The sequence below is a fragment of the Vibrio sp. Y20_XG_PY13 genome (assembly GCF_024181925.1).
Lineage (GTDB): Bacteria > Pseudomonadota > Gammaproteobacteria > Enterobacterales > Vibrionaceae > Vibrio > Vibrio parahaemolyticus.
Genome location: NZ_JAMZAL010000004.1, coordinates 23151 through 36283 on the forward strand (window position 1 = coordinate 23151; position 13133 = coordinate 36283).

The 13133-nt window shown below is 47.2% G+C and carries 12 protein-coding genes; all 12 read left to right on the top strand.

Annotated features, from left to right (window positions below; genetic code table 11):
• The first annotated feature begins 227 nt into the window (after positions 1–227).
• The 12 genes from flhA (at position 228) to NL646_RS11485 (ending at position 13043) form a co-directional block, all read left to right on the top strand.
• Positions 228–2327 (top strand): flagellar biosynthesis protein FlhA, encoded by a 2100-nt coding sequence (flhA, locus tag NL646_RS11430; protein WP_253664251.1) that lies wholly within the window; start codon positions 228–230, stop codon positions 2325–2327.
• Positions 2328–2355: 28 nt separating this feature from the next.
• On the top strand, positions 2356–3867 hold the full coding sequence (flhF, locus tag NL646_RS11435) for a flagellar biosynthesis protein FlhF (RefSeq protein WP_005457694.1): 1512 nt from the start codon (positions 2356–2358) through the stop codon (positions 3865–3867).
• A 14-nt stretch (positions 3868–3881) separates the two neighbouring features.
• Positions 3882–4769: a MinD/ParA family protein gene (locus tag NL646_RS11440; protein ID WP_005457698.1), complete on the top strand. Its 888-nt coding sequence runs from the start codon at positions 3882–3884 to the stop codon at positions 4767–4769.
• Positions 4762–5496 (top strand): RNA polymerase sigma factor FliA, encoded by a 735-nt coding sequence (locus NL646_RS11445; RefSeq protein ID WP_005457739.1) that lies wholly within the window; start codon positions 4762–4764, stop codon positions 5494–5496. Before NL646_RS11440 ends, NL646_RS11445 begins: the two co-directional genes overlap by 8 nt.
• A 45-nt stretch (positions 5497–5541) precedes the next feature.
• Positions 5542–5910, top strand: coding sequence for a chemotaxis response regulator CheY (cheY, locus tag NL646_RS11450; RefSeq protein ID WP_021451399.1), 369 nt, complete (start codon positions 5542–5544; stop codon positions 5908–5910).
• A 118-nt stretch (positions 5911–6028) separates the two neighbouring features.
• A complete protein-coding gene (locus NL646_RS11455) occupies positions 6029–6769 on the top strand; it encodes a protein phosphatase CheZ (RefSeq protein ID WP_005457755.1) in 741 nt (246 codons plus the stop codon).
• A 9-nt stretch (positions 6770–6778) separates the two neighbouring features.
• A complete protein-coding gene (locus NL646_RS11460) occupies positions 6779–9013 on the top strand; it encodes a chemotaxis protein CheA (protein WP_005484467.1) in 2235 nt (744 codons plus the stop codon).
• Between the two features lie 24 nt (positions 9014–9037).
• On the top strand, positions 9038–10147 hold the full coding sequence (locus NL646_RS11465; protein ID WP_023623284.1) for a chemotaxis response regulator protein-glutamate methylesterase: 1110 nt from the start codon (positions 9038–9040) through the stop codon (positions 10145–10147).
• Between the two features lie 8 nt (positions 10148–10155).
• A complete protein-coding gene (locus NL646_RS11470; protein ID WP_005479466.1) occupies positions 10156–10935 on the top strand; it encodes a ParA family protein in 780 nt (259 codons plus the stop codon).
• Positions 10925–12007, top strand: coding sequence for a chemotaxis protein CheW (locus tag NL646_RS11475; RefSeq protein ID WP_159356590.1), 1083 nt, complete (start codon positions 10925–10927; stop codon positions 12005–12007). The genes NL646_RS11470 and NL646_RS11475 overlap by 11 nt, the downstream gene beginning before the upstream one ends.
• A gap of 35 nt (positions 12008–12042) precedes the next feature.
• Positions 12043–12537, top strand: a complete 495-nt coding sequence (locus NL646_RS11480; RefSeq protein WP_005438733.1) for a chemotaxis protein CheW — start codon at positions 12043–12045, stop codon at positions 12535–12537.
• Between the two features lie 14 nt (positions 12538–12551).
• Positions 12552–13043 carry a DUF2802 domain-containing protein gene (locus tag NL646_RS11485; RefSeq protein ID WP_021449899.1) on the top strand — a complete coding sequence of 164 codons (492 nt, stop codon included), beginning with the start codon at positions 12552–12554 and terminating at the stop codon, positions 13041–13043.
• Positions 13044–13133: the final 90 nt, after the last annotated feature.

Below are 13133 nucleotides of genomic sequence, written 5' to 3' on the forward strand. Positions count from 1 at the left end.
GTGCAAAAAGCAAAATTAAGAAAAATATAAAACAATCAATGGATTGTGCTGTTATTTAGCTTTGAGTCATTATTTTGGCGTTGATTTTGGTACATAGATTGCTTAAGTCGACTAATTATCAACTATACCTAAACTTTTAGGCGAAAGTGGTCGCGTATAAACATTAGACATACGTATTAAAGTGCGTATTCGCGTGACGCTTCAATTCGATTGAGATACCTCGCAGTATGAAGTTAAGCCTGCCGTTTGCAGATAAATTGCCACGAATTCGTCAGCGTGAGATGCCAGCTATTGGCGCGCCTGTCATGGTTTTGGCCACCCTTGCGATGGTGGTATTACCGATACCCGCGTTCCTACTGGATATGTTCTTCACCTTTAACATCGCCTTAGCCATGGTGGTGTTGTTGGTGACGGTATATACACGCCGCCCGTTAGATTTCGCCGCGTTCCCAACGGTGCTGCTGATCGCGACGTTGTTGCGTTTGGCGCTGAACGTTGCGTCCACCCGTGTCGTGTTACTTCATGGTCATGAAGGGGGCAATGCGGCAGGTAACGTTATCGAGGCGTTTGGTAACGTTGTAATTGGCGGTAACTACGCAGTCGGTTTAGTCGTCTTCCTCATCTTGATGATCATTAACTTTATGGTTGTGACCAAAGGTGCGGGGCGTATTTCTGAGGTGAGCGCTCGTTTCACCCTTGATGCGTTGCCTGGTAAACAGATGGCGATTGATGCGGACTTAAACGCAGGCCTTATCGACCAAGAGCAAGCGCGCGTGCGTCGTTTTGAAGTGACCAAAGAGGCAGACTTCTACGGCTCAATGGATGGTGCGTCCAAGTTTGTAAAAGGCGATGCGATAGCCGGTATTTTGATTCTGTTTATCAACATCATCGGCGGTCTGTCGATTGGTATGGCGCAGTACGGGTTAGGCTTTGGTGAAGCGATCCAAATCTATACCTTGCTAACGATTGGTGATGGTCTGGTTGCTCAAATTCCATCGCTATTGCTGTCAATTGCAGCGGCGATGATGGTAACGCGCCAAAACACCGATGAAGACATGGGCGAGCAGCTGGTTTTCCAAATGTTCGACAACCCGAAAGCGTTGATGATCACGGCGGCAATTTTAGGCGTGATGGGTATCGTACCAGGCATGCCGCATTTTGCTTTCTTAACGTTGGCCGTCGCTGCTGGCACGGGTGCTTACTTGATTGACAAGCGTCAGAAGCAGAAAGCAAAAGAACCAGCATTACCTGCGAAAGCAGAAGATGGCAGCGAGCCGATTTCTCAACGTGAGTTGTCGTGGGATGACGTTCAACCTGTTGATATTATTGGTTTAGAAGTGGGGTATCGATTGATCCCGCTGGTGGATCGTGACCAAGGCGGAGAGTTATTAGAGCGCGTGAAAGGCGTTCGTAAAAAGCTCTCACAAGATTTTGGTTTCTTGATCCCAGCAGTACACATTCGTGACAACCTTGAGCTGACGCCAAACAGCTACAGAATTACCCTGATGGGCGTTGCGGTGGGTGAAGCGGAAATTCGCCCAGACCAAGAATTGGCGATTAACCCAGGTCAGGTTTACGGCATGATTGATGGCGAACCGACCATGGACCCGGCATTCGGCCTAGAAGCCGTGTGGATTCGTGAAGAGCAGCGCGAGCACGCTCAGGCTCTCGGTTATACCGTGGTGGATTCATCGACGGTTTTGGCTACGCATCTAAGTCAGTTATTAACCAACAACGCATCGCAGTTGATTGGTCATGAAGAAGTACAGAATTTATTGGAGATGCTAGGCCGAAGTGCACCGAAATTGGTGGAGAACTTTGTACCGGATCAACTCCCATTAGGTGTGGTGGTGAAAGTGTTGCAGAACTTGTTGAATGAAGCCATTCCAATTCGCGACATTCGTACCATCGTACAAACCTTGGCTGAGTACTCAAGTAAGAGTCAAGAACCTGACATATTAACAGCGGCGGTTCGAATCAGTCTGAAACGTCTAATTGTTCAGGAAATCAATGGTATAGAGCCAGAACTGCCTGTGATTACCTTGATTCCTGATCTGGAACAAATATTGCATCAAACTATGCAAGCCTCGGGAGGCGAATCTGCTGGCATTGAGCCAGGACTCGCTGAACGTTTGCAGTCTTCACTAAGCCATGCAACGCAAGAGCAAGAGTTGAAGGGCGAACCTGCCGTTCTACTTACGTCTGGCGTGTTGCGATCCACACTGGCTAAGTTTGTGAAGAACACAATACCTAATCTCCGGGTACTGTCTTATCAAGAAATACCGGATGAAAAACAGATCAGAATTGTGCAAGCCGTGGGTAATTAATCTCACGCATCATTAATGGATTCATAGTTTGAAAATAAAGCGATTTTTTGCCAAAGACATGCGATCAGCGCTGCTCCAAGTGAAAGAGGAGTTGGGTGCAGATGCGGTGATCATGTCAAACAAGAAAGTGGCAGGCGGTGTAGCGATTGTTGCTGCAGTGGATAATGAATCCAATCCGTCTTCATCCAGTGCTTCTTCGCAATCAAATCGTGGTGCTTCTCAATCGAATCGCTATAACGAACATCGTCAAATGTCGTCATCAGCGGCCGATCGTTTTCAAGATCGCAGTTTAGATGAAGATAAAATTAGCCTACAAAACAGCAAAGAAAAATCAGGCTCGATGACACAGCGATTCGCGAACATGCTGAAGCAATACAGTGGTGGCGCAGCAGAATCTGACGATCATGTTGCGGAAAACGAAGATTCGTTATCAGCCCTATTGCAACGCCAAAATAAGCACCGCGAAAGCTACAACCAAGAAAAGCCCGTGCCATACCAGCCGGACTCTCCTTTGGCGAAATTGATTGCTCAAGATAACCGTTTTGAGCGACCAACGCCGAAGTTAGATCCTACGCGCTATGACCGTCGTCGCCCATCCTCTGAAGAGCGTGACGAGTCAGCAAAAGAGCTGGAGAACATGCGCGAAGAGATGACCTCGATTCGTCGTCTGCTGGAACATCAAGTCTCCGGGTTAATGTGGCAAGAAGTAGAACGTCGTGAGCCATTAAGAGCCATGCTTATCAAACGCTTAGAGCGTATGGGCGTGTCTCCTGAGCTTGCAGACCAAATGGCATGTTACATCCCAGAAGACACCAAGCCTGCACGTGCGTGGAAGGCTTTGCTGTCACTCGTTGCGGATCAAATTAACATACCAAAACAAGATATTTTAAAACGTGGTGGTGTGGTTGCATTGCTTGGCCCTACAGGCGTCGGAAAAACGACAACTGTCGCGAAGCTTGCTGCACGCGCAGCCATGGAATACGGTGCCGACAATGTGGCCCTTGTGACAACAGATACATATCGCATAGGTGCACATGAGCAACTCTCCATTTACGGGAGAATTATGGGTTGTCCTGTAAGAGTTGCTAAAGATTCTAACGAATTAGCCGATGTTATATATCAGCTAAGAAACAGAAGACTGATTTTGGTCGATACGGCAGGGATGGGACAAAGAGATGTGAGGCTTTCCGAGCAGCTCGATACCCTAATGCAAGAGAGTGGTGAAGTGATTCATAGCTACCTTGTTTTGCCAGCTACCGCACAACGTCGAGTTCTACAAGAAACTCTTGATCACTTCCGACGCATTCCGCTGTCGGGTTGTATTCTCACTAAGCTTGATGAGTCATTAAGTTTAGGTGAATTCATTAGTGTGGTGATTCAAAACGCAATGCCAGTGGCTTACATAGCAAATGGTCAGCGCGTGCCTGAAGACATTGTGATAGCACAACCAAAATACATGCTTGCGAAAGCAAACGAACTGTTAGAGAAGTCGACAGAGAACGAACCTCACTTTTGGAACAGTGACAACGAAGGACTCTAGGGCGGCGGACTACTATGACTGAGAATATGATACACGATCAAGCAAGCGGCCTCCGTCGCTTAACACAACCATCGTTGACAAAAGTGATTGCTGTTACTGGCGGCAAAGGTGGTGTGGGGAAATCTAACGTAACGCTGGGTCTGGCGATCTGCATGGCTCGCCAAGGCAAAAAGGTGATGGTTCTCGACGCTGACCTAGGTCTGGCTAATGTTGACGTAATGCTCGGAATTCGTTCAAAACGTAACCTGGGACATGTGCTAGCGGGTGAATGTGAGCTAAAAGATGCGATTGTTGAAGGCCCTTATGGTATAAAGATAATCCCTGCAACTTCTGGCACACAAAGCATGACAGAGCTTTCTCATGCTCAACATGCTGGACTCATCCGCGCATTTGGTAGTCTTGAAGATGAAATGGACATCCTGCTAATTGATACAGCAGCTGGCATTTCTGATATGGTTATTAGTTTTTCTCGTGCAGCTCAAGATGTAGTTGTAGTAGTCTGTGACGAACCGACTTCTATCACTGATGCTTATGCACTAATTAAGCTTTTGAGCAAAGAACACCAAGTCCAACGCTTTAAAGTTGTTGCAAATATGGTCAGAAGCTACCGAGAAGGTCGAGAATTGTTTGCAAAGTTGACGCTAGTCACAGAGCGGTTCTTGAATGTAAGCCTTGAGCTCGTAGCATGTATTCCATTAGATGATAAAGTACGACAAGCCGTAAAAAGACAAAAAATTGTCGTTGATGCGTTCCCTCGCTCTCCTGCGGCTTTAGCTATCAGCTCATTGGCAAACAAAGCGCTGATGTGGCCACTGCCGAAAACACCAAGTGGACACTTGGAATTTTTTGTGGAAAGGTTGCTAAATCGTACCGAATTCGCAGAGGACCCTTTTGGTGAATAAAGCGATAACCTATGACCAGCATGGCAAGTTTAATAGTCAGCAAGCGTTCATTGAACGCTACTCTGTGTTGGTTAAGCGTATTGCTCACCACCTGTTAGGCCGTTTACCGCCGAGTGTTCAGGTAGAGGATTTAATTCAGGCCGGCATGATCGGTCTTATCGAAGCTCAGCAGAATTATGATGGTTCTAAAGGTGCGAGCTTTGAAACTTATGCTGGTATCCGCATTCGTGGCGCCATGTTAGATGACATGCGCAAAGGTGACTGGGTACCGCGTTCTGTTCATAAGAATAATCGCGAAATTAATCAAGCGGTCGCAGAGCTGGAAGGCGTGTTAAATCGTGATCCGACAGATTCTGAAGTAGCAGCACATCTCGGGATGTCACTGGATCAATATCATAGTGCTCTGACCGATATAAACTGCTCAAGATTAGTTGGTATTGAAGATTTAGGCGTTTCTGATGATGTGATTTCACCAGCAGATGAAACTGATGACAGCAACCCATTTAAGGGTGTAGCAGATGAATCGTTCAGAAAAGCACTGGTTGAATCAATAAAACAGCTTCCAGAGCGTGAAGCTTTAGTACTTTCGCTTTATTATGACGAAGAACTCAATTTGAAAGAAATTGGTGATGTATTAGGTGTAAGCGAATCTCGTGTAAGCCAAATACTAAGCCAAGCGATGCAACGTTTACGCACCAAGCTCAGTGCGTGGACACAAAATGACTAAAAACACTGATTTTACGATTCAGTGGAGGCAATTTTGAATAAAAACATGAAGATCCTTATTGTTGACGATTTCTCAACAATGCGCCGTATTGTTAAAAACCTGCTTCGTGACTTGGGTTTCAATAACACTCAAGAAGCCGACGACGGTTTAACTGCATTACCAATGCTGAAAAAAGGTGACTTCGATTTTGTTGTAACCGACTGGAATATGCCAGGAATGCAAGGTATCGATCTGCTTAAACACATCCGTGCCGATGCAGAGCTTAAGCACCTTCCTGTACTTATGATCACGGCTGAAGCGAAGCGTGAGCAGATCATCGAAGCTGCTCAAGCAGGTGTAAACGGCTACATTGTTAAGCCATTTACTGCTGCAACACTAAAAGAAAAATTAGAGAAAATTTTCGAACGTTTATAACTCTCTCTTTCTCTTTGTTATTCGAGTCGTTTATTCCAAATAATACATACACATAAAATGACTCGTTTGACGTTTTCGAAGCGATAAGAAGAACTAAACGTAAAAGGGTCTATTCAGAATGATCTCACTAGAGCAGGCGAAGTCGCTCGTTCAAATGCTAGAAAACGGGGAACAAGATCAAGCGAACATGCTTGTTGCCTCGCTATATGAAGGTACAGAGAATCCGGTTTTGCAAGAAATCGGAACGCTGACTCGAGACCTTCATGATTCACTAAAGCAGTTCAACCTCGATCAACGCATGACCGAAATAGCTAAAGATGAAATCCCGAATGCTCGGGATCGTCTGCACTATGTGATCGAGAAAACGGAACTGGCAGCAAACAAGACGATGGATGCAGTAGATTGCTGCCTTCCAATCGCCGATAACCTGCATGATTGCCTTCAACAAGTTCGTCCTCAATGGAATGAACTCATGTACGGGCGCATTGAATTAAGCGAATTCAAAGCTCTGTGTCACCGTATCGACAAACTGCTTGTTCAGGTCGAAGGTGATAGCACTGAATTGCGTGGTCAGTTGACCGAAATTCTTATGGCGCAAGACTTCCAAGACTTAACGGGTCAAATTATTCGTCGCGTAATTACGCTGGTAAACGAAGTAGAAGGCCGTTTGGTGGAAATCCTCACCGTATTCTCTGGCCAAAAACCAGCAGAACAGGTTCAAGTTTTGTCAGAACCGGCAGATAAAAAGATTAAACAATCAAGCGAAGCCGAAGGCCCTATTCTTCATCCAGAACTGAGAGAAGATGCGGTTTCATCGCAGGACGAAGTCGATGACTTGTTGTCCAGTCTTGGATTTTAAAGGTAACGTATGAGCTACGATTTAGACGAAGATATCCTTCAGGACTTTCTAATTGAGGCCGGAGAAATCCTAGAGCTGCTTTCTGAGCAGCTGGTTGAGTTAGAAAACAATCCAGAAGACAAAGACTTACTTAATGCTATCTTCCGCGGTTTCCATACCGTGAAAGGTGGTGCCGGTTTCCTATCCTTAGCAGAACTGGTCGACACCTGCCACGGTGCAGAGAACGTGTTCGACGTGTTGCGAAATGGCCAACGTTCTGTAACGCCAAGCCTCATGGATACCATGTTGAAGGCGTTGGATACGGTAAATACCCAGTTCCAAGCTGTGCAAGATCGAGAAGCGTTAGAAGCTGCAGACCCTGCGTTGCTAGATGAACTGCACCGTCTATGTAAGCCTGAGTCTGAAGACGAAGTAGCTACAGTGGTTGAAGAACCTATCGTTACTCCAGAACCAGTTATCCCAGAACCTGCTAACGAAGTGCCAGCTGCCCCTGCAGCCGACATAACGGAGGCGGGTTCTATAGGTTCTGTCGACGAAATTACTCAAGACGAGTTTGAAAAGCTTCTTGATGAGCTGCACGGTAAAGGTGCTGCACCAGGCGCATCGACATCAGCTCCAGCAGCGGCTGCACCTGTTCAAGCAAGTGCGCCTGTTCTGGACAATGGCGATATCACCGATGACGAATTCGAACGTCTTCTCGATGAATTGCATGGTGTTGGTCAGAGCCCTTCAGCAGCAACAGCCGCTCCTGTAGAGACGCCTAAAGCACCAGAACCTGCTGCTCCTGCGGTTTCAGCTGCTTCAGGCGATAGCGACCTGATGACAGATGAAGAGTTTGAGAAGCTGCTTGACGAGCTACACGGTGCGGGCAAAGGCCCAACGCTTGAAGAGCTTGATATGGCAACTAAGCCTGCTTCCGCTCTAGCTCCAGAAGCGCCAAAACCAGCACCTGTTGCACAGCCTGCTCCGGTTTCAACGCCAGCCTCTGCTCCTAAGCCAGCAGCAAAACCTGTGGCGGTGAAAGAGGAGTCAAAAGCGTCTGCACCAGCGGTGAAAAAGCCACAAGCAGAAGCGACGGTACGTGTTGATACATCAACGCTAGATACCATCATGAACATGGTGGGTGAGCTCGTGTTGGTACGTAACCGCTTATTAAGTCTTGGTTTGAACAGCGACAATGAAGAAATGTCGAAAGCTGTGGCAAACCTAGACGTTGTTACTGCAGACCTTCAAGGTGCAGTAATGAAAACGCGCATGCAGCCAATTAAGAAAGTATTTGGCCGTTTCCCTCGCGTTGTACGTGACTTGGCGCGTAACCTAAATAAAGACATCGTGCTGGAAATGCGCGGTGAAGAAACCGATCTCGATAAAAACCTGGTAGAAGCGCTAGCGGATCCATTGATCCACTTGGTACGCAACTCGGTTGACCACGGCATTGAAATGCCAGAAGACCGCGTAAAAGCGGGTAAATCGCGCACTGGTAAAGTCATCCTATCTGCTTCACAAGAAGGTGACCATATCGAATTGGCTATCGTTGATGACGGTGGCGGTATGGATCCTAATAAACTTCGTGGCATTGCGGTAAAACGCGGCATGATGGACGAAGATGCAGCAGCGCGTTTATCGGATAAAGAGTGTTTCAACCTTATCTTCGCCCCTGGCTTCTCAAGTAAAGAGAAGATCTCTGATATTTCAGGCCGCGGTGTGGGTATGGACGTAGTTAAGACGGCGATCAACACCCTAAACGGTTCTATCGATATCGATTCAGAGCTGGGCAAGGGCACGAAGATCACCATCAAAGTGCCACTGACTCTAGCGATTTTGCCGACCTTAATGGTGGGTGTTGGCGGTCATCCGTTTGCACTACCACTTGCGTCAGTAAACGAGATTTTCCACTTAGATTTAAGCCGCACCAACGTGGTAGATGGTCAGTTAACCATCATCGTTCGCGATAAGTCTATTCCACTGTTCTACCTACAAAACTGGTTGGCGTCTAAGTCTCCTCGCGTGGAGCAACGCATCGGTCATGGTCATGTTGTGATTGTGCAGATCGGCAGCCAACGCGTTGGTTTTGTCGTCGACACGCTTATCGGTCAAGAAGAAGTGGTTATCAAGCCATTAGATAACTTATTGCAAGGTACACCAGGTATGGCTGGTGCGACGATTACCAGTGATGGTCACATTGCATTGATTCTTGATGTGCCAGATCTATTGAAGCAATACGCAGCAGCTTCGCGCATCTAAGCTGACGTAAAGAAAAGGAACAAAATGGCGATTAAAGTACTAGTCGTTGATGATTCGAGTTTTTTCCGTCGTCGCGTAAGCGAAATCATCAACTCAGAATCGCGCCTAGAAGTGATTGACGTTGCGGTAAATGGCAGAGAAGCGGTCGAAAAAGCCAAAGCTCTCAAGCCGGACGTCATCACCATGGATATTGAAATGCCAGTTATGGATGGCATTACGGCTGTGCGTGAAATCATGGCTGCATCTCCAACGCCAATTCTGATGTTTTCGTCCCTGACTCATGATGGGGCGAAAGCAACTCTTGATGCGTTGGACGCTGGTGCTCTGGACTTCTTACCGAAGAAGTTTGAAGATATTGCACGTAACCGCGATGAAGCGGTTTCGCTGCTTCAGCAACGTGTCATTCAAATTGCCTCCAAGCGTGCTTTCATGCGCCGTCCTGTAGCGCGTCCAGCTGCTGCAACTAGTGCTGCGCGCCCACTGGCTTCAAGAACCGCTACGCCTGCCGCATCGGCTCCAGCTCGGCCGGCAGCAACCAAGTTCCGCGCATCGGGTAAGAAATACCAGTTAACAGCGATTGGCACATCCACTGGTGGCCCAGTTGCTTTACAAAAAATTCTTACTCGTCTGCCGATGAACTACCCACATCCAATCGTGCTGATTCAGCATATGCCTGCGACATTTACGGCGGCATTTGCAAGTCGATTGAACACGTTGTGTAAGATCCAAGTGAAAGAAGCACAAGACGGTGATGTGTTACAAGCTGGTGTGGCTTACCTAGCGCCAGGCGGCAAGCAAATGATGATTGATGGTCGTGCAGGTGCTGCTCGCCTTCGCATCATTGATGGCGGTGATCGCATGAACTACAAACCGTGTGTGGATGTGACCTTTGGCTCGGCGGCGAAAGTTTACGGCGACAAAGTGCTTTCTATGGTGCTCACCGGAATGGGTGCAGATGGCCGAGAAGGTGCACGTATGCTGAAATCGGCAGGCTCAACCATTTGGGCACAAGACGAAGAAAGCTGTGTGGTTTACGGTATGCCTCAAGCTGTTGCTAAAGCGGGCATTTCTTCTGAAGATTTACCTCTTGACCGAATTGCAGAACGCATGCTGGTGGAAGTGGGTTTAGCGTAGGATAAATCATGATCGTTTGGAGTGTAGCTAACCAAAAAGGTGGGGTAGGTAAAACCACATCAACAGTGACACTAGCAGGTTTGTTGAGCCAGAAAGGTCATCGTGTATTGATGGTCGACACCGATCCTCATGCGTCACTGACGACTTATCTTGGTTACGACTCAGATACCGTGTCATCAAGCTTGTTTGATCTGTTTCAGCTAAAGACGTTCACTCGCGATACGGTTAAGCCGTTGATCTTAGAAACCGAGTTGGAAGGAATGGACATCATTCCTGCGCACATGTCATTGGCTACGCTAGACCGCGTAATGGGTAACCGCAGTGGCATGGGGCTGATTTTGAAGCGCGCACTTCAAGCGGTTTCGCAAGATTACGACTACGTGTTGATCGATTGTCCGCCAATCCTCGGTGTGATGATGGTTAATGCACTCGCGGCGAGTGATCGTATCTTGATCCCAGTACAGACTGAGTTCCTCGCGATGAAAGGCTTGGAACGTATGATTCGTACGTTGACGATCATGCAGAAATCACGTCCAGATGGGTTCAAAGTCACCATCGTACCAACCATGTACGACAAGCGAACTCGCGCTTCGTTGCAGACTTTGACGCAACTGAAAAAAGACTACCCGAACCAAGTGTGGACTTCCGCAGTACCGATTGACACCAAGTTCCGAGACGCAAGTTTGAAACACTTACCAGCGTCGCACTTTGCATCCGGTAGCCGTGGTGTGTTTGCGTACAAACAGCTATTGATTTACTTGGAGAGGTTAGCGTTCGATGAGCAGTAACAGCGTACTTTCCAGCGAGCAGGCGCTTGATGATTACTTCAGTGCATTACTCGGTGAAGAAGTTGAGGTGACTGATCTCGAACATGAGCTTGACTTGCTCGCTCAGGAGCTATCCTCTGCAGAGCCAGAGCCAGAGCCAGAGCCAGAGCCAGAGCCAGAGCCAGAGCCAGAGCCAGAGCCAGAGCCAGAGCCAGAGCTCCAGATGCAATACGCAGAGTCAGACTCTTACCAGTTTAGCGAAAACTACGCACCGCAACTGGAAGCGCCGAATTTAGAAGACGTTCAAAGGTTATTGAGTCAACTCGAATCGACCAATGTCGTAGATGAGTTAGACATAGACGACATTTTGGAACAGAACACCATCGATATTGCGATTCACGCAAAGTCGATACAACCAGACGTTGAAGTAGCTGTTGAGTCACCAATAGAAGTGGTTGAAGAAATTCAAGAATGGGTGATAGAAGAGCCTGTTTCTGAAGTAATTCAAACTGAGGTAGCTCAAGTCGAAGCGGTAGAAGTTGTTCCTGAGATAGAACAAGACATCGCGATAGAACAGCAAACCGAAACGCAACTGGAAACCGAGGCGAGCCCTGCGATCCCCAATACGTGGGAAGGCACGCAAAGAAGTGAAGATTTTCAAGTGCTTTACTTTGATGTCAACGAAGTGACATTTGCCGTACCGCTCGATGAATTGGGTGGCATTCATCGCATTACCGAGCTCAACCACCTTATCGGTCGACCAGCCTGGTACTTAGGTTTACAGACGAACCGCGAACAGCAGTTTGATGTCGTCGACACTGCAAAGTGGGTGATGGCAGACAAACTCCGTGGGGATGAATACAAAGATAACTACCAATACGTTGTCATGCTTGGTGAAAGCATGTGGGGTTTGGCCAGTAACCAACTATTGGGTACTGAAACCCTAAATGGCGACAATGTTCGTTGGCGAGAACAAGCGGGTAAACGCCCTTGGCTAGCGGGCATGGTGAAAGAAAAAATGTGTGCTTTAATTCATGTCCAAGCACTTATAGACATGCTAAACGCCGGTTTAGATGTAAAATCACTGAATTAGATTTAAGTCGGGAACGACATTAACGAGGATTAACTATGTCTCAAGCTTTTGAAGTAGAAGTGAAGAAAGATACATCGAATGACGAAGTTCTTCAGTGGGTGACGTTCCAACTAGAAGAAGAAACGTACGGCATCAATGTAATGCAAGTTCGTGAAGTTCTTCGTTACACTGAAATTGCTCCAGTTCCAGGTGCGCCAGATTACGTACTAGGTATCATCAACCTACGTGGTAACGTTGTAACGGTTATCGATACACGTTCACGCTTCGGTTTGATGGAAGGCGAAGTAACTGATAACACACGTATCATCGTGATCGAATCAGAGCGTCAAGTTATCGGCATCTTGGTAGATAGCGTTGCTGAGGTGGTTTACCTACGTTCTTCTGAGATCGACACTACGCCTTCTGTAGGTACAGACGAAAGCGCGAAATTCATCCAAGGTGTAAGCAACCGTGACGGTAAGCTTCTGATCCTTGTTGATTTGAACAAGCTGCTAACTGACGACGAATGGGACGAGATGGCTCACCTATAATTGGCTGAATGATGATGGCTGAAGATACTTTTTTATCTGTACCATTCCTCGCGGGTGGCGTTGCGTTTATTGTATTGGTGTTGGTTGTGTTGCAGCTGCGCATTCGTGCTAGTTTGCAAAAGCAAATGGACCAACAGCGAGCGCAGGCACGACACGCGGATAAAGAAGTGCAGAAGCTGAACAAACAGCTACTAGAGGTACGTTCGGTTGTAGTTGGCCTTGGCCAAAAAGTAACTGAGCAGCAAGATATCATCCAACATCTTAATGAGCGAATTCGCGAACTAGAACACGCTGATACTGATGGTCGCTTATACAGTAGAGCAACCAAAATGGTGCAGTTAGGGGCTGATATCAACGAGCTAATCGAAGAGTGTGAACTGCCAAAAGCAGAAGCAGAGTTGATGCTCTCTTTGCAGAAAAAACTGGCTGGAAAAGAGAAGATCCCGCCATTAAGCAGTCAACCTTCCGATGATTCGAATTACCCACCGCGTGGGCGTCGACGATAAAGAGAATAAAAAGAAGCTTCGGCTTCTTTTTTTATATCTAAAATAAAAACTTATAGCCACTTATGGTTAATTTTATCAAAGTGTGACAGT

What these genes read in the sequence shown, in the direction of transcription:
- flhA (WP_253664251.1), top strand. Translation starts at nt 228, where the DNA reads ATGAAGTTAAGCCTGCCGTTTGCAGATAAATTGCCACGAATTCGTCAG.
- NL646_RS11440 (WP_005457698.1), top strand. Translation starts at nt 3,882, where the DNA reads ATGACTGAGAATATGATACACGATCAAGCAAGCGGCCTCCGTCGCTTA.
- cheY (WP_021451399.1), top strand. Translation starts at nt 5,542, where the DNA reads ATGAAGATCCTTATTGTTGACGATTTCTCAACAATGCGCCGTATTGTT.
- NL646_RS11455 (WP_005457755.1), top strand. Translation starts at nt 6,029, where the DNA reads ATGATCTCACTAGAGCAGGCGAAGTCGCTCGTTCAAATGCTAGAAAAC.
- NL646_RS11460 (WP_005484467.1), top strand. Translation starts at nt 6,779, where the DNA reads ATGAGCTACGATTTAGACGAAGATATCCTTCAGGACTTTCTAATTGAG.
- NL646_RS11465 (WP_023623284.1), top strand. Translation starts at nt 9,038, where the DNA reads ATGGCGATTAAAGTACTAGTCGTTGATGATTCGAGTTTTTTCCGTCGT.
- NL646_RS11470 (WP_005479466.1), top strand. Translation starts at nt 10,156, where the DNA reads ATGATCGTTTGGAGTGTAGCTAACCAAAAAGGTGGGGTAGGTAAAACC.
- NL646_RS11475 (WP_159356590.1), top strand. Translation starts at nt 10,925, where the DNA reads ATGAGCAGTAACAGCGTACTTTCCAGCGAGCAGGCGCTTGATGATTAC.
- NL646_RS11480 (WP_005438733.1), top strand. Translation starts at nt 12,043, where the DNA reads ATGTCTCAAGCTTTTGAAGTAGAAGTGAAGAAAGATACATCGAATGAC.
- NL646_RS11485 (WP_021449899.1), top strand. Translation starts at nt 12,552, where the DNA reads ATGGCTGAAGATACTTTTTTATCTGTACCATTCCTCGCGGGTGGCGTT.